The organism is Bradyrhizobium sp. WSM1743, from assembly GCF_000473065.1.
Classification (GTDB): domain Bacteria; phylum Pseudomonadota; class Alphaproteobacteria; order Rhizobiales; family Xanthobacteraceae; genus Bradyrhizobium.
In genome coordinates, this window is the sequence record NZ_AXAZ01000009.1 from 24850 (window position 1) to 40499 (window position 15650).

At 64.8% G+C, this 15650-nt stretch carries 20 protein-coding genes; 10 read left to right on the forward strand and 10 right to left on the reverse strand.

From position 1 onward, the window contains the following. The first annotated feature begins 37 nt into the window (after positions 1-37). The 3 genes from YU9_RS0107160 to YU9_RS0107170 all read left to right on the forward strand — a co-directional run bounded on the left by YU9_RS0107160 (position 38) and on the right by YU9_RS0107170 (position 2149). Positions 38-295, forward strand: a complete 258-nt coding sequence (locus YU9_RS0107160) for a hypothetical protein (RefSeq protein WP_027572180.1) — start codon at positions 38-40, stop codon at positions 293-295. 96 nt (positions 296-391) lie between these two features. Next, positions 392-895 (forward strand): SMI1/KNR4 family protein, encoded by a 504-nt coding sequence (locus YU9_RS0107165; RefSeq protein WP_027572181.1) that lies wholly within the window; start codon positions 392-394, stop codon positions 893-895. 162 nt (positions 896-1057) lie between these two features. After that, complete coding sequence (locus YU9_RS0107170; RefSeq protein WP_027572182.1) at positions 1058-2149, forward strand: TRAP transporter substrate-binding protein; 1092 nt, start codon at positions 1058-1060, stop codon at positions 2147-2149. Positions 2150-2285: 136 nt separating this feature from the next. On the opposite strand, the gene YU9_RS0107175 is transcribed toward YU9_RS0107170, so the two are convergent. The 6 genes from YU9_RS0107175 to YU9_RS0107200 form a co-directional block, all read right to left on the reverse strand. Then, the gene (locus YU9_RS0107175) at positions 2286-3068 is read right to left on the reverse strand and encodes an ABC transporter ATP-binding protein (RefSeq protein WP_027572183.1); all 783 of its coding nucleotides are present in this window, start codon (positions 3066-3068) and stop codon (positions 2286-2288) included. After that, positions 3056-4111, reverse strand: a complete 1056-nt coding sequence (locus YU9_RS0107180; protein ID WP_027572184.1) for a dihydrodipicolinate synthase family protein — start codon at positions 4109-4111, stop codon at positions 3056-3058. Before YU9_RS0107180 ends, YU9_RS0107175 begins: the two co-directional genes overlap by 13 nt. Positions 4112-4117: 6 nt before the next feature. Beyond that, positions 4118-4939 (reverse strand): GNAT family N-acetyltransferase, encoded by an 822-nt coding sequence (locus YU9_RS0107185; RefSeq protein ID WP_027572185.1) that lies wholly within the window; start codon positions 4937-4939, stop codon positions 4118-4120. Beyond that, positions 4926-5963, reverse strand: a complete 1038-nt coding sequence (locus YU9_RS0107190) for an NAD(P)-dependent oxidoreductase (RefSeq protein WP_027572186.1) — start codon at positions 5961-5963, stop codon at positions 4926-4928. The genes YU9_RS0107185 and YU9_RS0107190 overlap by 14 nt, the downstream gene beginning before the upstream one ends. A 26-nt stretch (positions 5964-5989) precedes the next feature. Next, the gene (locus YU9_RS0107195) at positions 5990-6760 is read right to left on the reverse strand and encodes an ABC transporter permease (RefSeq protein WP_027572187.1); all 771 of its coding nucleotides are present in this window, start codon (positions 6758-6760) and stop codon (positions 5990-5992) included. Positions 6761-6844: 84 nt separating this feature from the next. Then, positions 6845-7492, reverse strand: coding sequence for a TetR/AcrR family transcriptional regulator (locus YU9_RS0107200; RefSeq protein ID WP_027572188.1), 648 nt, complete (start codon positions 7490-7492; stop codon positions 6845-6847). A 100-nt stretch (positions 7493-7592) separates the two neighbouring features. Between YU9_RS0107200 and YU9_RS0107205 the strand changes: the two genes are divergently transcribed. From YU9_RS0107205 to YU9_RS0107225, 5 genes are all read left to right on the forward strand, one after another. Next, positions 7593-8609 carry an ABC transporter substrate-binding protein gene (locus tag YU9_RS0107205; protein WP_027572189.1) on the forward strand — a complete coding sequence of 339 codons (1017 nt, stop codon included), beginning with the start codon at positions 7593-7595 and terminating at the stop codon, positions 8607-8609. A 296-nt stretch (positions 8610-8905) separates the two neighbouring features. Continuing rightward, on the forward strand, positions 8906-9604 hold the full coding sequence (gene minC, locus YU9_RS0107210) for a septum site-determining protein MinC (protein ID WP_027572190.1): 699 nt from the start codon (positions 8906-8908) through the stop codon (positions 9602-9604). Between the two features lie 21 nt (positions 9605-9625). Next, a complete protein-coding gene (gene minD, locus YU9_RS0107215; RefSeq protein WP_027572191.1) occupies positions 9626-10441 on the forward strand; it encodes a septum site-determining protein MinD in 816 nt (271 codons plus the stop codon). Continuing rightward, positions 10438-10719, forward strand: a complete 282-nt coding sequence (gene minE, locus YU9_RS0107220) for a cell division topological specificity factor MinE (protein ID WP_027572192.1) — start codon at positions 10438-10440, stop codon at positions 10717-10719. Before minD ends, minE begins: the two co-directional genes overlap by 4 nt. Positions 10720-10909: 190 nt before the next feature. Further along, the gene (locus YU9_RS0107225; RefSeq protein WP_027572193.1) at positions 10910-11095 is read left to right on the forward strand and encodes a hypothetical protein; all 186 of its coding nucleotides are present in this window, start codon (positions 10910-10912) and stop codon (positions 11093-11095) included. Between the two features lie 21 nt (positions 11096-11116). Here YU9_RS0107225 and YU9_RS0107230 read toward each other — a convergent pair whose 3' ends face one another. Beyond that, positions 11117-11365, reverse strand: a complete 249-nt coding sequence (locus YU9_RS0107230) for a hypothetical protein (protein WP_027572194.1) — start codon at positions 11363-11365, stop codon at positions 11117-11119. A 111-nt stretch (positions 11366-11476) separates the two neighbouring features. Continuing rightward, the gene (locus YU9_RS0107235; RefSeq protein WP_027572195.1) at positions 11477-11869 is read right to left on the reverse strand and encodes a hypothetical protein; all 393 of its coding nucleotides are present in this window, start codon (positions 11867-11869) and stop codon (positions 11477-11479) included. A gap of 128 nt (positions 11870-11997) precedes the next feature. Between YU9_RS0107235 and YU9_RS0107240 the strand changes: the two genes are divergently transcribed. After that, positions 11998-12780 (forward strand): SDR family NAD(P)-dependent oxidoreductase, encoded by a 783-nt coding sequence (locus tag YU9_RS0107240; protein ID WP_027572196.1) that lies wholly within the window; start codon positions 11998-12000, stop codon positions 12778-12780. 213 nt (positions 12781-12993) lie between these two features. Here the strand turns inward: YU9_RS0107240 and YU9_RS0107245 are convergent, their stop codons facing one another. Beyond that, the gene (locus tag YU9_RS0107245; protein ID WP_025035960.1) at positions 12994-13224 is read right to left on the reverse strand and encodes a hypothetical protein; all 231 of its coding nucleotides are present in this window, start codon (positions 13222-13224) and stop codon (positions 12994-12996) included. Between the two features lie 380 nt (positions 13225-13604). Continuing rightward, positions 13605-14666 (reverse strand): hypothetical protein, encoded by a 1062-nt coding sequence (locus YU9_RS0107250; protein ID WP_027572197.1) that lies wholly within the window; start codon positions 14664-14666, stop codon positions 13605-13607. A 357-nt stretch (positions 14667-15023) separates the two neighbouring features. Here YU9_RS0107250 and YU9_RS0107255 point away from each other — a divergent pair, with 357 nt between their 5' ends. Continuing rightward, positions 15024-15620 carry a L,D-transpeptidase gene (locus YU9_RS0107255; protein WP_371259123.1) on the forward strand — a complete coding sequence of 199 codons (597 nt, stop codon included), beginning with the start codon at positions 15024-15026 and terminating at the stop codon, positions 15618-15620. Positions 15621-15650: the final 30 nt, after the last annotated feature.

The following is a 15650-nucleotide window of genomic DNA, read 5'->3' on the forward strand; positions in this document are numbered from 1 at the left end:
TCCCCTTCGTTAAGTCGTCCTCCTCCAGAAGCAGCCCATGAGTGATCCATCAAGTTCCGAAACTCCGCTGCGCACGACATTCAAGATCAAGCTGAACGGTGACACGTTGGCGATCGCGACCGTCGGTCAGGCCTATCAATTCCTCACCAACTTCAAGTCGGTCGAGTGGATGGAATTCCGCTCCCTGCACGAGGACGCCATCGCGGCCCTGGAAGGCGCCGCCGGTAACGCCATGCTGGCGGTGCAGGCGACCAACGCTGTGCGCGCGCTGTTCGTCAGCGCGAAATTGCTCTGAGAGCAACGCTTCTGTCGTCCTGATCCTCGCGTTCGAACCCGCTGCAAGGCGGGTGCGACGAAGCCATGCGCGCTTCCGCGCCAGGGAGAGGGTCTAATGGAATTGGCAAAATTCATCGCAGGCATCGATTGCGCCGGCGCGGAGCAGCCGACAGAGGCGGCGCTCGCGGCCTTCGAGACCTCCATCGGCTGCCGATTGCCGGACGACTATCGCCGCTTCCTGCTGGCCTGCGCCGGCGGCTATCAGCAGGGGGCGGCCGAGTTCAACTGGCCGCAAGGAGACTGGGCGGGTGCGGTGCAAGAGGTGCTGGGATTGCGGCGCGACGAGTGCTCGCTAGTCCAGACCCGCCAGACGCCGCAATGGCCGACTGTCGATGAGCTGTTGTGGATCATGAGCGACCACGGCGGCAATCCGATCTGCATGACGATCGACAAGGCCCATTTCGGCAGGATCTGGTTCATGGACCACGAGATGGCCGAGTACGAGAAGCCCTGGACGCTGGCGCAGGCGATGTCCGACAAATGGGGCTATGTCCTGCCGCTTGCACCGACGTTCAGCGACTTCATCGCCGGACTGTACGAGGAAGCGGCGGCGACATGAGAGTGCTGTCGGTTCTCCCTCAGGAGGTCTGAGCCATCGCCGCCTCGCCGGCACCGTCTCTTCCGTCGCAGCTTGAACTCCGGTCCAGGAACGGGCAAACGGTTCGCCAAGACCGTGGCGAAGGCCATCCGTTCGATGCCGACTTCAAGGGAGAGACCCATCATGAAACGCCGTACATTCCTTAGGGGCGGCGCAGTCGCCGGCGCTGCCGCGCTGGTTGCTGCACCTGCGATCGCGCAGAGCGCGCCCGAGATCAAATGGCGCCTGACCTCGAGCTTCCCGAAATCGCTCGACACCATCTACGGCACGGCGCAGACGTTTGCGAAATACGTCGCTGAGGCCACCGACAACAAATTCCAGATCCAGACCTTTGCGGCCGGCGAGATCGTTCCCGGTCTTCAGGCGCTCGATGCCGTCAGCACCGCCTCGGTGGAGATGGCCCAGACGCCGCTTTATTTCTACATCGGCAAGGAGCCGGCGCTGGCCTATGCCACCGGTGCACCGTTCGGCATGAACCATCGCCATCAGGAATCCTGGTGGCATTTCGGCGGCGGCGCTGATCTCACCAATGAGGCGCTCAAGCCTTTCAAGGCGCATGCCATCCTCTGCGGCAATTCCGGCACCCAGATGGGCGGCTGGTTTCGCAAGGAGATCAAGACCGTCGACGACCTCAAAGGTCTCAAATTCCGCATTGCAGGCATGGGCGGCCACGTGCTGGCAAGGCTCGGCGTCGTTCCGCAGCAGATCGCGGGAGGTGACGTTTATCCGGCCCTCGAGAAGGGCACGATCGATGCGGCCGAGTTCGTCGGTCCCTATGACGACGAGAAGCTCGGTTTCCAGAAGGTCGCCAAGTACTACTATTTCCCCGGCTGGTGGGAAGGCGGCGCCATGCTGCACATGATCGTCAACGACGAGAAATGGGCTTCGCTGCCGAAGCAATATCAGGCGATCGTCAACCAGGCGGGCTCGGCGGCCGGCGCCTGGATGCTCGAAAAATACGACAGCGTGAATCCGGCGGCGCTCAAGCGCCTGATCGCGAACGGCGCGGAGCTGAAGGCGTTCCCGCAACCGGTGCTGGAGGCCTGCTACAACGCGACCCAGGACCATCTGAACGAGCTCGCCGCCAAGAGCGACCTGTTCAAGCGGACCAAGGAGAGCCACGACGCGTATATGAAGGAGCTCCTGTTCTATACGCAGATCGCGGAGAATTATTACGACAACTATCTGCTCAGCAAGATGCGCACCAAGACCTGAGCGGAAGAATAGAGCGCGGTGTTTACGCCGCGCCCTGCTTTCGTAGCCCGGATGGAGCGCAAGCGTAATCCGGGTTCGTGTGTCACGATGAGCATTCCCGGATGCGCTGCGCTCCATCCGGGCTACAGACTATCGTCTACGCCGCGCCCAGTCCTAGCTTCGCATAGATCCTTCGTGCATACGCTCCAAACGCGTCGGTCGTCTTCAGCGGCAGGTCGCGCGGAAAGGGCAGGTCGATCGCGAAATAGTCGGCCATCTTCGCAGGCCCCGCGGTCAGCACGGCGCAATGCGAGGACAGGAAGACGGCTTCCTGGATCGAATGCGTGACGAAGATGATGGTCTTGCCGCTCTCGCGCCAGATCCGCAGCATCTCCAGATTCATCTGCTCGCGCGTCAGCGCATCCAGCGCGCCGAACGGCTCATCCATCAGGATCAGTTTTGGATCGTGAATGAAGGCGCGCGCGATCGCGGTGCGCTGCTGCATGCCGCCGGACAGCTGCTGCGGATATTTCTGCTCGGAGCCGGCGAGCCCGACGAGGTTGAGCAGGTCGCGCGCCCGCTCGCGCGCGGCCTTCATCGGCAGACCGACGATCTCGGCCGGCAGCAGCACGTTGTCCAGGATGGTCCGCCATTTCAGCAGCAGCGCCTGCTGGAACACCATGCCGATGTCGCGGGTCGGATCAAACGGGCTCTTGGCATTGCCTATCCTGACGGTGCCGCCATCGGCGCCATGCAGGCCGGCCAGGATCTTCATCACCGTGGTCTTGCCGCAGCCGGACGGGCCGACCAACGAGACGAGCTCACCTTCAGCCACGTCCATGGTGACGTCGGACACCGCCAGGAACTCGGTGCCGCCAGAGCGATAGACCTTGCGGACGCCCTGCAGGCTGATGAACGGGTCTGAGCTCATGCCAGCCATTTGTTCAAGTTCGCGGCGATGAAGGCATCGTCGCTGAGGTCGGCGTGCTCGCGCGTGACGCGGTCGATCTCTTCTTTCTGGCCGGGGCTGAGACCTTCGTTCGGATCGAGACACCACAGGCCCCTCATCAGGCCCTGGCGCCGCAAGACCTCGTGGCAGCCGGCAATGCAGCCGTGAAAATTGTTGGCGACATCGAAGAAGGCGCTGTTGCAATCGGTGACACGGGCATCGAGCGCGAGCAGGTCGGCGGGGACGCTGTCCTTGTGCCGCGCTGCCTTGCAGCGCTCGAACTGCTTGATGGCGCTTGCGGTCCAGACCGACCAGTGGCCGAGCAGGCCACCTTTGAAATAGGTCCGCGTGGTGACGCCGTTGTCGCGGAGATCGAATGGCAGCATCAGATCGAGCAGGATGTGATCGTCATTGCCGGTGTAGAGCGCGACGCGGTCGAGCGCGCCGGCGGCTGCGACGCCGCGGAGCACGTCAAGCGTACGATAGCGGTTGAACGGCGCGATCTTGATCGCGATGACATTGTCGATCGCGGCGAAGCGCTGCCAGAAGCGGCTCGACAGGATGACGCCGCCGACGGCCGGCTGGAGATAGAAGCCGACCAGCGGAATCTCGGCGGCCACCGCCGTGCAATGCGCGATGATCTCGTCCTCGGAGGCGCTCTTCATCGCGGCGAGGCTGAGCAGGCCGGCGTGGTAGCCGATGTCGAGGGCGGTACGGGCTTCAGTGGTTGCCTGGCTGGTTGGCCCGGCAAGGCCCGCGACCAGCGCCAGCGGCCGCTTGGTCCAGTTCGCGGCGGTCTCGGCGGCGAGCTCGAGCACGGGACGATAGAGGCCGACGTCGCGGATCGCGAACTGCGTCGTATGCACGCCGACGGCGAGGCCGCCCGCGCCGGCGTCGATGTAATAGCGCGTCAGCGCGCACTGGTGCGTCTTGTCGAGCTGGCGGTCGGCAGTGAGTGCGAGGGGATGTGCCGGCAGCACGGTGCCCTCGGCGATCAGCCTGTGGACGTCGCTGTTGATCTGGCTGTGGTGCATGATGTCCTATCCGAATTCTGGGCCGGCGACGGCGAATGGCGTTTCTTCGGCAGCGATGTTGGCAGGGCCGAACCGCATGCGCTGAAATGGCCGCTCGATGGTCCAGCCGGATGCACTCAATCCTTCCAGAAACACGGCTTGCGATGCGACGGCGTCGAGCAGGAGCGGGCTGGTCTCGGAGCGCACGATCGCGTCAACCAGGGCCAGAGCTGCCGCGGCATTGTCGGCTAATAACGGGCCGATATGGCGCGCGGTTCTGCCGTCGCGGACCAGCGCGATGCATCCGTTTGCTGAAACGATGCGTGACCCGGAGCGCTGCGCGAAGGCGGTCAGCAGAGCAGTCCGGTCGAAACCGGTTGCGCGCCGGTCGCGGGCACAAAGCGCCCCGAGCGTTGCGGCTGTTGGCACCGGCGCGGATGCCTGCGCGGATTTCACCAGCCTCAGCCGGCGCAATTGCAGGGTCGGCGTGAACCCGAGCGGCCCGTAGACGGCGGCGCCATCGGGCGTCGCATCGAGCCAGCTCGTCAGGCCATTCTTGCGCGCCGTTTCCAGGCAGGCATCGACCAGACGCGTTGCAAGGCCGCGGCGGCGGTGCGTGCCTGATACCAGCACCATGCTGAGCCAGGCGTTGTTGCCGGAATAGGGCAAGAGGGCCGCCGTCGCGACCAGTCGCGCGCCGTCGCGAATGCCGAACACGATGCCGTCGCGCAGGAAGATGCGCCAGTCCTCTTCGGTTTGGTTCCAATGCGCTTCCGTCGACAGCGCCAGCCCGGCGATTGCATCCTGGACGTCGAGCTTAAGGACGGGCGGCCCGTCAGTAGCGTCCATCGCGCACCTCGTATTTGGTGGGTTTGCCGAGGCTCGGCATGGCCCGAGAGACCCAATCCGCGGTCCAGGCGATCAGCTGCTCGGTGTCGACCACCGGCAGGCCGAACAGCTCGACCGCCTTGGTCGTGTCGGTCAGCCATGCCGTCGGCTCTTCCTTGCCCGTCAGCACCGGCGCGCGGCCGAACCTTGCGCCAAACTTCTGGGCGAGATCGCGCACCGCCAAAATCTCGTTGCCGCTGACATTGATCGGCGAGGTCGGCATCGTGCAATGGGCGAGGCAGCGCAGCGCTTGTGCCGACGCATCACCCTGCCAGATGAAATTGACATGGCCGAGGCTGACATCGATCGGCGTGCCCGTCAGCACCTTGGTGGCGATATCGTGCAGCACGCCGTAGCGCATGTCGATCGCGTAATTGAGGCGGAACAGCCGGCCCGGCGTGCCGAACTTGCGCGAAAAATATTCGAACATCCGCTCGCGGCCGACGCAGGACTGGGCGTATTCGCCGGGCGGATTCGGCGCCATCTCCTCGGTCGCGCCTTTGCCGTCGACGGGGACGAACGGATAGACGCAGCCGGTCGAGAACGCCACGATGCGCGAGGACGGGAACGCCTGCGCGACCAGCGCCGGCACGTGGGCGTTCATCGCCCAGGTCAGCGACAGATCGCCCTCGGCGCCGAACTTGCGGCCGGCCATGAAGATGATGTTCGGTACCTTCGGCAGCGCCGCAATCGCCTTCTCGTCCATCAGGTCGCAATTGATGGTCTCGACGCCGCGGGCCTGCAGCCAATCCTTCACGCTCGGGTCGCTGAAGCGCGCGACGCCGATGATGCGGCGGTCCGGCACGGCGGCTTTCGCGAGCCCCGCCAGTGTCGGGCCCATCTTGCCGGCGACGCCGAGGATCATGATATCGCCTTCGACCTTCGTGAGGTCGTCGACCAGCGCCTGCGTCGGCCGGCACAAGAGCTCGTCGAGCGCAGCGATGTCAGGAATGGTCTTTGGCAGCGTCTGGCGGGTGAGCAGCATGGATTTGGTCCTTAGTTCTGCCGTTGTCAGGTCTGTCTTGCGTCGCCGACCACGAACATGCGTTCGAGGGCGAGCACCAGGCCGTAGAGTGCGACGCCAAGCAGCGTCAGCAGCACGACCGCCATCACCATCGCGGGCGTATCGAGCGAGGACTGCACCTGGATCATGAGGTAGCCAAGCCCGCGCTCGGAGGCGATGAACTCGCCGACGATGGCGCCGGCGACCGCGAGGATGGCGCCGACCTTCATGCCGGAGAACACGTAAGGCAGCGATCCCGGCAGCTGGATCTTGCGGAACAGCGTCCAGCGCGAGCCGCGCAGCGATTTGACGAGATCGAGCAGGTCAGGCTCGACCTCGCGCAAGCCGCGCGCGGTGGTGAGCAGGATCGGGAAGAAGCAGATGCTGAAGGCGATCAGGATGTTCGGCACGATGCCGTAGGAGAACCAGACGATGAAGAGCGGGCCGAGCGCGACTTTCGGAATCATGTTCAGCGTCACGAACAGCGGTAGCAGCACGAGGCTCAGCAGCGGCGCCCAGCTGAAGATCACCGCGAGCGCGACGCCGACGAATGCGCCGAGTGCGAAGCCGCCGAGGATCTCGATCGCCGTCACCAGCGTGTTGGCGCCCCAGGCGTAGCCTGTGGTCCCCAGTGTTTGAATTGTCGCGAGCGGCGAGGGCAGGATGAATTTCGGCACGTGGAAGGCGTCGACCGCAACCTGCCACAGAACGAGCACGGCGAGATGCACGATCAGGATGATCGCAAAGCTGCGCGAGCTGCGTGCGCTGTCTCCTGCCACCGACTGCTCCCTGTTGCTGGCAACCACCCTGCCGCGGGTCGCAAGCCTAGTCGTCCTTGAGGGAAGTTTCAACCAGTTGGTTGATTATGGCCGGAGCGACTGCAGCACGAGGTCGGCGACGTGCCGGCGCCGGGCGCGCCGCTGGGCGCGGCTCGACAGATCCTTGCCGAAGATCGCCGACAGCGTCGGCGTGTTGGAGAAGAAGAAATAGCTGAGGCCCGCAATCGAGATATAGAGCTGGACGGGATCGATCCCGTTGCGGAATACGCCCGAGCGCACCCCCTCGTTGAGGATGTGGGACACGCTTTTGACGAGCGGTGAGTGCATCGCTTCCAGCCGGGTCGAGCCGCGGACGTGGCGCGCGCCGCCGCGGTTCTCGTCGTTCAAAAGCACGATGAAATCAGGGTTTGCAGCCAGATGATCGAACGAAGCTTCGATCAGCTTGCGGATCGCCTTCTCCGGCGGCAGGCCCTCGAGATTGAGCCTGCGCTCCTGCTCGCGGATGTCCTCGTAGACCCATTCGAGCACGGCGAGGTACAGCGCGTCCTTGTCGCCGAAATAGTGATAGACGAGCTGCTTGTTGACGCCGGCACGCTCGGCGATCTCGTCGACGCGGGCGCCCGCAAGGCCGTGCCGGGCGAATTCCTGGCGCGCCGCGGTCAGCAGCTTCTTGCGGGTGGCGACGGGGTCGCGGCGCTGCGGCACGGTGTCGCCAGATCGTTTTGCAGGCATTTCCAACCAAACAGTTGACAAGTGAAGGGCAGGCTTGTTGCATTGGTATCCTCACAAGGGGAGAGCGACAAGCCGGGTCGCGGCAACGAGGAGAGATGCGATGAAGCGTTTGCAGGCGGCGGGCTCGGCCCTGGTAATGGCCTTGGGGCTCGGTGTGTCGGCGGTGCCCGCGCATGCGGGAGAGGCGGTCAATCTGATCCTGAACTGGACGCCGACAGCCGACCACTCGCCGTATTATTACGCCAAGGCGCAGGGCTGGTACGAGAAGGCGGGCATCGACCTCACCATCGAGACTGGCAAGGGCTCCGGCGTCTCCGCGGCCAAGGTCGGCTCGGGCGGCTCGCCGTTCGGCGTCGCCGATCTCGCCACCATGCTGGTGGCCAAGAGCAAGGGCGCCGACACGGTTGCGGTGATGAGCGTCTATGCCAATACCGGCCAGACCTTCTACTGGCTGAAGAGCTATGGCGTGAACGGGGTGAAGGATTTCGCCGGCCACAAGATCGGCAATCCGCCGGGCGATGCCTCGCGCGTGATGTGGCCGGCGTTCGCCAAGGCGGCAGGGCTTGCGCCCGACTCCGTCGGCTTCGTCAATGTCGGACCGACCGCGAAGATCGCGGCGCTGAAGAGCCACACCGTCGATATCATCAGCGACTTCTACAACGAGCACGACCTGAAGGTGATCGAGTTCGGGCCCGATCTCGGCTACGTCAACTGGAAGGACATCGGGCTCAACCCTTACGGCAATTCGCTGATCGTCAATGGCGCTTACTTGCAGAAGAATCCGAAGGTCGTCGAAGACTTCGTGCGCGTCACGCAGAAGGCCTTTGCGGCCTGCGTTGCCGACGTCACGCCGTGCCTGAAGGCGCTGCTCGACCAGGTCTCCGGCCTCGACAAGGAGAACCAGGAGCGCCAGTGGGAGCGCATCAAGTTCCTGATGACCGACGAGTTCACGACCACCAAGGGTCTCGGCTGGATCGAGGGCGAGCGGATGAAGAAGGACTACGAGCTAGTCCAGACCTATCTCGGCATGGAGAAGCCGTTCGACGTGACGACGGCGTTCACGACCAGGATGCTCGATCCCAGCATCAAGATGGATGCGAGCAAGGTGAAGAAGTAGGGCGCACGCCGCAGCGCCCGCCCCACACACCGGTGTCATGCCCCGGCTTGACCGGGGCATCCAGTACGCCGCGGCCTTTCCGCGAATCACGACTGTCTCGGAGTACTGGATCGCCCGGCCAAGCCGGGCGATGACAGGCGTGTGCGGGGCGAGTGCGCCCGTTCAACGCTTGTCCAAACCGATCGCGAGGCCAGCGCACCCCATCTCCCCACGTAACCCCACGGAGACATTAACTCGTCGTTAACCATATCCGCCGCATCGTTAACCATTCAATAACAGGGAACGAGTCGGCCGCTATGGAGGCTGCAGCAAAAGTCCAACGTCAAATGGTGCGCCTGCGCGGGCGCTCCTATGTGGCTTTCGTGTTCACGCCGACGGTTCCGGTCCAGGACTGGCTGCATGAGATCGACGCCACCATCGCGCGGTCGCCGGGCTTCTTCGCCGGCCGGCCCGTGGTGATCGATCTGTCCTCGGTCGACCTCAGCCAGGCCGGTATCGGCCATCTGCTCACCAGCCTTCAGGACCGCAACATTCGCGTGCTCGGCATCGAGGGCGTGGAGGAGGGAAGGCTGACCCCGGTGATGCCGCCACTCCTGTCGGGCGGGCGCAGCTGCGTGGTCGAGCCGAGCGCGCCGAAGAAGGCCGAAGTGAAGGCTGAGACCAAGCCGACGTCGCTGCTGCTCGAAACCCCAGTGCGGTCGGGCCAGACCGTGATCTTCCCCGAAGGCGACGTCACCATTCTCGGCTCGGTCGGCTCCGGCGCCGAGGTCGTCGCCGGCGGCTCGATCCACGTCTACGGCGCGCTGCGCGGCCGCGCCATGGCGGGCGTGAACGGACACACGAGCGCGCGCATCTATTGCCAGAAGATCGAAGCCGAACTGCTTGCAATCGATGGGTTTTATCAGACCGCCGACGACATCGACGAGGCCCTGCGCGGCAAGCCGGCGCAGGCCTGGCTGCAGGGGAATACCATGCGAATTACAGCACTGAACTGACCAGCAAAGGAGACATTTCAGATGAGTAAGGTACTGGTCGTGACATCAGGCAAGGGCGGGGTCGGCAAGACCACGACGACTGCCGCGCTCGGAGCGGCGCTCGCGCAGCGCGGCGACAAGGTGGTCGTCGTCGATTTCGACGTCGGCCTGCGCAACCTCGACCTCGTCATGGGTGCCGAACGCCGCGTCGTGTTCGACCTCATCAACGTGGTGCAGGGCGTCGCAAAGCTGCCGCAGGCGCTGATCCGCGACAAACGGCTGGAGAATCTCTGGCTGCTGCCGGCTTCGCAAACCCGCGACAAGGACGCGCTGACCGAAGAGGGCGTCGGCAAGGTCATCGCCGAGTTGCGCAGCCGCTTCGACTGGGTGATCTGCGACAGCCCGGCCGGCATCGAGCGCGGCGCCTCCATGGCGATGCGTTTCGCCGACGAGGCCGTGATCGTCACCAATCCGGAAGTCTCCTCGGTGCGCGATTCCGACCGCATCATCGGCATGCTCGACTCCAAGACGGTGCGGGCCGAGAAGGGCGAGCGCGTCGAGAAGCACATTCTCATCACCCGCTACGATCCCTCGCGCGCCGCGCGCGGCGAGATGCTGACCATCGACGACATCCTCGAGATCCTTGCCACGCCCCTGCTCGGCATCATCCCCGAGAGCCAGGACGTGTTGAAGGCCTCCAACGTCGGCACGCCGGTGACTCTGTCGAACGCGGACGGCGCGCCGGCGCGGGCCTATATAGATGCGGCCAAGCGCCTCTGCGGCGAGAACGTGACGATGCATGTTCCTGCCGAGCGCAGAGGTCTGATGGATCGTCTGCTGCGACGGAGGGCTGCATGAGCATGGGTCTGCTTCGACTTCTCCGCGGCAAGAAGGCCTCGGCACCCGTCGCTCGCGAACGGCTGCAGATCCTGCTTGCCCATGAACGCGGAATGCGCGGCCAGCCCGATCTGCTCGGTGTGCTGCGTGAGGAAATTCTCGCCGTCGTGTCCAAGCACGTGATGCTGGACCCGACCAAGGTCATCGTCCGGCTCGAGCGCGGCGACGAGGTCTCGACCCTGGAGGTCGACATCGAGGTGCCCAACGACTTCGAGCGCAAGAGGGTGGCGGTCGCGTAGGCGACGCGGCCGAAGGCTCCCTTTTGGGGTGGGTGAGAAGGCGGTCCGCCGGGCATGGCGGGCCGCCTTTGTCTTCGGCTCACGTCGTCTTTGGGCTCACATCGATCGGACGGAACGCGCTCCGGGCTTCGATCGTTGTGAACAACCCGCGGGAGCGTTGCACCACGGTTGGTCAGACGGGAGAGCGCCCATGATGTCCGAGGTCCAGGTCCATACCGTTGCCCGGCAGATGCTCGAACAGCACGGTTTTGCTGCGATCGCGAAGGCCGCCGAGCAGGCCCAGGCCTGCGAGGGCCGCGGCGAGGCCGAAGAGGCCAAGGAGTGGCGTCACATCGTGGACGCCATGAAGATCATGCGCGGCCCGCATCAGAGCTGACATTCACAGGCCCGGACGCGCTCAACGCTCCCCGCGGTCAGCACCTTGCTGCGAATTGCGATTGTGTGTCTGGGGCTGCGCGCGCTCGCCCGACTCCTTGCAGGGGAGCGGTTCCCACGTGCCGTCCGGCGCCTGCTGATAGGCGCTGCAGGACGACGAGGTGGATTTTTCCTCGCCCTTCTGGGCGTCGGAATTTCTCGCCAGTGCGGGCGCAGTCAGCACCGCGGCGGCTGCAATCGCGCCGGCGAAAGCGAAATGGATACTCCGCATGAGGACCTCCTGTTCGAATTCGAGGAGGCCGCATGCTTTCGAGGATTGTGACGATTTTGGGCCGCAGCAGAGGTTCCGTCCTGGCGCGCTTAACGCGGCGAAGCCGGCGTGCTAGCCGCCCTTGCTGCGGATCAGGCCGGCGAGATTGGTCTTTTGCGCCTCGCACCAGCCGGGCATGCCGAGGCGGCGCTGGTCCATGTCGGTCGCCTGGGTCGCGACCGCGACCTCGGCCATCAGATCGTCGTCCTGCTTCTCGCCCATCTTGCCGCCGGTGTGCATCCAGGCGATCGCCTTGCGCACCTTCTCGGTGGTGCCGTCGGGCAGGTGCATCTGCTGCGCCCGCTGCACGAGGTCCTGATAGACGAGGTCCGTGTTGGGGCACTCGACCTTGGCGGCGAAGGCCTGCAAGACCATCGTCACATAGGTCGACCGCGGCGGCGCGTCGCCCGCCAGGGCCGGCGCAGCCAGCAGCAACAGGCCCGTCATCAGAAGACCGGTGCGCATCCTTGGAACCTCCTCCGTTTTTTGAGAGGCTAGCGTCCGGCGCGCCGCTCGGCAATGGGGCCGGAGCGCGATTGTCGTCCGTCCGGACGGTGGGCTAACCTGGCGCCTCCCCAGCCTCGGAGCGCAACATGAGCCTGTTCAGCACGCCGTTCGATCCCGCACGCGACACCGCGCTCGTCACCGGCGCGGGCAACGGCATCGGCCGCGCCATCGCGCTAGGCTTGGTCGGCGAGGGCGTCCGCACCATGTTCGCGGATGTGAGCGCGGAGCGGGTGCGTGCCGCGATCAGCGCGAGCGAGAAGCCGGGCCTGGCGGTGCCTTGGGTCGGCGATCTCGCCAGGCTGGAGGCCTGCGACGAGCTGCTGGCCGCCGCACATGCCGCGCTGGGCGAGGTCACGCATTTCGTCCACAGCGCCTCACCGCCGCGGCGGGAGGCCGATCATGCGCTCGCGGTCGATCGCAGGACCTGGCAGGAGATGCACGCCGTCAATCTCGATGCCGGCTTTCACCTGGCGCGCGAGCTTGCGAAACGGCTGATCGCGGCGAAGCGGCCAGGCTCGTTCTTGTTTCTCACCTCGCTGCATGCGGACACCCCGCGCAACCTGCCGCATTATTCGACGGCGAAGGCGGGGCTGGGGATGCTGGTGAAGGAGCTCGCCAAGACGTTTGGCCGCCATGATATCCGCGTCAACGCGCTGGTGCCCGGCGCGATCGCAGCCGGTGGCTTTGTCGCGGATCCCGCGCTGGCCCGGCACATTCCGCTCGGGCGTCTCGGCGAGGCCAAGGACCTCGTGCCGATGGCGCTCACGGTGCTGTCGAACGAGCTTTCCGCTTACGTCACCGGCGCAGCGTTCGTCGTCGACGGCGGATTGTCGCTGACGAACTGGTTCGAGCCGCCGGCGCTGGATTAGCCTAAAGCGGAATGGCTTTAGGTTGAATCGATGGCCGCGGTTCCTTCACCTCTCCCGCTTGCTTGCGGGAGAGGTCGGCGCGAAGCGCCGGGTGAGGGCTTTCTCCTCTTGGAGATTGTCCCATTGCGGAAGCACCCTCTCCCCAACCCTCTCCCGCAAGCGGGAGAGGGAGCGCACCTCAGTCGCAGCAATCGAGCTTCATTTCATCGCGCTCTAGCGCTGCCAGGCCGGCACCGGATCGAGCGGCGTGCGATAGAGCTCGTTGTGATCGCGATCGGTGACGCGCACGGCGCAGCCCTTCTGCTGCAGCTCCGGCTTCACCTGTGACAGCTCGCAGGCCAATTGATCGGCGCGATCGGAGGCAACCTCGATGTCTTCGAGGATGATTCCACCCTGGTTCTTGAACTCTTCACCAACCACGAGATCGAAATAGTAGTAGGGCATCCGAATTCCCCGGTGTGACGATCTGAGCTTCAGTGCAAGTCTCAACACATGTCGGATAGTACCACTGAGTCGATATCTACCGAATGAACAGGCCGCGCAATCTCTGGGCTTATGGCGCAGAAATGATGTGCAGCGTGCGGGCTCGTTAAGAGTTTATTAAATATGTCTGCGCGATCATAAGGCATGGAATTGCAGCAGAACCGGGCTCCGGGAACCGGCAGCTGCAAGAGAAGGCCGGCGGCATAGATCCCGACGGCCTTTTCTCTTGAACGGAAGACGACCCAAGGCATCGCTTCCCGTAATCGCCCGGACTCAACGCGTCACGCCGACTCGGACAGCGTGCGCGATGTTGTGGCATGGTGGTGTCGCCTGCCGCTGCGCTAGCGCAGCGGCATTGGCGGACGCACGACAGGCCCGTCGTCATCGGCAACGGCTTGCGTCGTCGCAACGGGCGGTGCTGGCGGCGGGGCTGCGGTTGCCTGCGATGGCGGCGGAGGCGCGAGCGGCGCGGGCGAGTAGGCCGGCATGTAGGTCCGCGTCACAGCCGGTTTGACAGGCGGCTTGGGCTTGTGAACCGGCGGCGCGGCAGGCTGCGGCGGGAGCGCAGCAGCGCGCGGGCGCGGATCGGCCGGCCTCGTCTCAGCCGCCACGGGCTTTGGCGCAGGCAGCTTCGCCATCTCACGCGCCATCTGCTCCTGTCCTGCCTTCAACTCGGCGATGTTGGCCTTGAGCTGCTCGATCTGCTGCGCCATCGCGGCGAGATCGTTCGTCATTGACTGCAACGACTGCGCGGTGTCGGGCTGCGCCGTTGCGGGCGCGGCGGCAAGCTGGGTCGCAGGCGGCGTCGCAGCTTGATCGGCCGCTTGTTCGGTTGCCGCCGGTGCTGCGGGCGGGGCAGCTTCTACCGCCGCGACGGGCGTCGTCTGCGATGTCGAAGACATCAGCGACATGGAAGGCATCAGCGACGTCAACACCGGCGTCCATTCGGCGAGCATTTGCTTTGCTGTGTCGCCGTGCTTCTCCCAGGCGATGGTGGCGGCCACGCCGGCGCCTGCAAACAGGAACGTGGCGAACGCGCCGCGCAGCCACTTGCCGATCGCGGATCGCTTCTGCCTGACAGGACCATCGCTAGACGTGACGCGGACAGCCGTGTCGACCGACGGTGCCGCGGCGGCCTTTCCGTAGACGACGTTGATGGTGGGCTCGGGCGCGCGCGGCGGCTCCAGAGTGAACTTCGGCTCCGGAGTAAACTTTGCCTCCGGAGTAAATTTGGGCTCCGGACGCGGCGCGATCTCCGGCGCCAGCGCAGGCGACACGCTCGCTGGCCGTGAGGCCAGCACGATCTCCGGAGAGATCTGAAGCGCGTCGTGCGGATCGTTGTCCTTGATCGTGTCCTTCACGATCTCATCGACGATTTGCTTGGCGTTCAGCGTCGCGAGCATCGCAGCTCCTTTGAAGCCCAGTTGTTTGACGTCTAGGTCGTCCGCATTGGCGCGGCACCGATCTGTTGAGGTGAGCCCATCTCGAACCCCAAGTCGGCCTCCATGGCGCACGAGTCCAGCCGGGTTTGACCAAAGCAAGGCGAGGGGGTGGAGATGATGCGACAGTCTTCCGCCGTTTGTGGTGATGGAACCCGGTTTGTCGAACACGCGCAATTGTTCCGTCCTGCCTTGTTTTCAGCACGATTTGGGCAGCATGTGGCGACGCTGGGAGTGCTGCTATCCGCTATCGGGGGGCCGGTGGTGTCAAGATCTCTACTCGTTTTGTTCGTCGCGACCTTGCTGCCGTTGGGCGGCTGCATGCAGACGACACTTTCGCCATCGACGAATGCGAGCATGACGCCGCGCGACCGTCAGTTGCTCGCGCACACGCCTTACGCGCAGGCGAACGTGCCTGAGCAATATCTCCGCCATATCGTGGACTACCACCGCAAGGAGCAACCGGGCACGATCCTGGTCGATACCGATGCGCGCTATCTCTATTACGTGCTGCCCGAGGGCAAGGCGATCCGCTACGGCGTTGCGGTCGGTGAGGAAGCCATGGCGTTCTCCGGCGTCGCGCGGGTCGGCCGCTTGGCGGAATGGCCGGACTGGGTTCCGACAGCGGATATTCAGGCGCGGCTCGGTCCGTATCCGGCGCGCGTTCCCGGCGGTCCCGCCAATCCGCTGGGCGCGCGGGGCATCTATCTCTATGTCGGCAACAAGGACACGCTCTACCGCATCCACGGCACCAACCAGCCCGAATATATCGGGCAGGCGATCTCGTCCGGCTGCATCCGGATGCGCAACGAGGACGTCATCGATCTCTACGACCGGGTGAAGCTGGGCTCGACCGTCGTGGTACTGCCGCCAGGGCAGAGCGCGCAGGCCGAAACGGGCGGGCGCTGGCGCGGGTGAGCGAGCGACCGGTCAGTTCGAGTTTTGGTG